Source organism: Citrobacter sp. TBCS-14 (genome assembly GCF_005280805.1).
GTDB classification, from domain to species: Bacteria; Pseudomonadota; Gammaproteobacteria; order Enterobacterales; family Enterobacteriaceae; genus Citrobacter; species Citrobacter gillenii.
This window is the reverse complement of the sequence record NZ_SZWM01000776.1, coordinates 1-1,554: the sequence shown is the minus strand read 5'-3', so window position 1 is coordinate 1,554 and position 1,554 is coordinate 1. Positions and strand designations below refer to the sequence as shown.

General features: G+C 38.4%; 1 protein-coding gene. It reads right to left on the bottom strand.

From position 1 onward, the window contains the following. Window positions 1–1,554: tape measure protein (locus tag FDX22_RS21260; protein ID WP_146717734.1), on the bottom strand; the 1,554-nt coding region annotated here is incomplete at both ends.

Sequence of the window (1,554 nt, the reverse complement as noted above, 5' to 3'; positions counted from 1 at the left end):
AAAGAATGAAACTATTCCGTCCCATGCACTCTTTAAGAAGTCTACGAAACTACCCCAAACCTTTTTACCTGTTTCGGTTTGAGTGAAGAAGTAAACTAAACCAGCAACAATGGCTGCGATTGCTATGCCAAGAGCCACGAATGGATTCATAGCCATTACAGCATTGAAAGCTCCTTGTATAATTGTACCAGCTTCAACAACCTTATTATATATCTCGACAGCCTTAATGATTCCATCAATAACTTTCAAAGCAACGAATACACTAGCCAAAGCAGCTAAAGCTACTTTTAAAGTATCTATTGCGCTTTTACTTTCACTAATTTTTTGCAGAAAATCAGCTATTTTTTTCGTGACTTCTGAAAATTTACCAGCAAATACAGCTATGCTTTTTGCTACGTTATCTATACTTGTTGCGTTTTTTGTTGTTTCTGTATTTATTCCAATAAATGAATTTATGACATTCCCTATAATAGAAACTATGGAACCAAATGCACTTTTTATGCTATCCCAAGCCTCTAAAAATGCTAAAGTGGCTGCATTTTCTTGCAGTTTTTGAAACAAGTCTTGGAAATACTTAACTACATTTGTTACAGCTTTACCAGCACTTTCGCCCCAGTCAGACATCTGGTCTATTAAGCCACTAATGATAGGTGTTAAAGCGTTCAAAGTAGGCACTAAAGCAATTGACATTGTTTCGTTGAAGCTGTCCCACGCGTCCCCAATAGTTTTGATTCCACCGCCCGAACCTTTAGCCATTTTTTCCATAGCCTTGTTGAGCATATCCATCGAAACAGCGCCTTTTGAAACAGCGTCATTAAAAGAACCGTATTGCTGTAATGAGGGGTTCATTTTCATAACAGTGTCTTTTAAAGAAGAACCAAGAGCTGTGTTGTTATCGGTTAATTGTCCAATATTTTCAGCCGTAACTTTACCAGCTGCCGACATTTGACCGTAAGACTGAACTACACCTTTAAGGTTTTCGCCAGTACCACCAAATGCTTGGTTAGCTTTTACTAATGCTTCTGTTTTACTGACCGCTTTTTTAGCGCTATCGCCTAAACCAATGAACGTTGTTGAAAGTTTTAAAGTATCTTCGGTATTTGCATTTGTATCTTTAGCAAGATTCTGCATAGATTTGCTTACATAGTCAAAGTCTTTTCCATTGCCTTTGAACTTCATTGTATTTTGCAATGAAATCATGGCTTTTTGAGTATCCATTGCGTTAGATACCCAGTCTTTTAAGCCGTTACCGACAGCACTAACAGCACTTGCACCGATTTGTCTGAATGCACCAACAGCAATCTCTCTAAGACCGCTAAAGCGTGACTTCATGCCCTCAATTCCGCTATTAACGCCTTTAGTATCCATTTTAGCGTCAATGTTCCAAGAGCCTGAACTAATAGCACCCTCGACTTGCTTAATTTCGCCCTCTAGCCTATTAGCTTGTGTTTCTACTGTACCTAAATCTCTAGTAAGTTGTAGCCATTTCTTTTGACCTGCTGACGTCCCTTTGTCAACCGTAGAAAGTTCTTCTTTTAATTTTGTTGCTTTGTC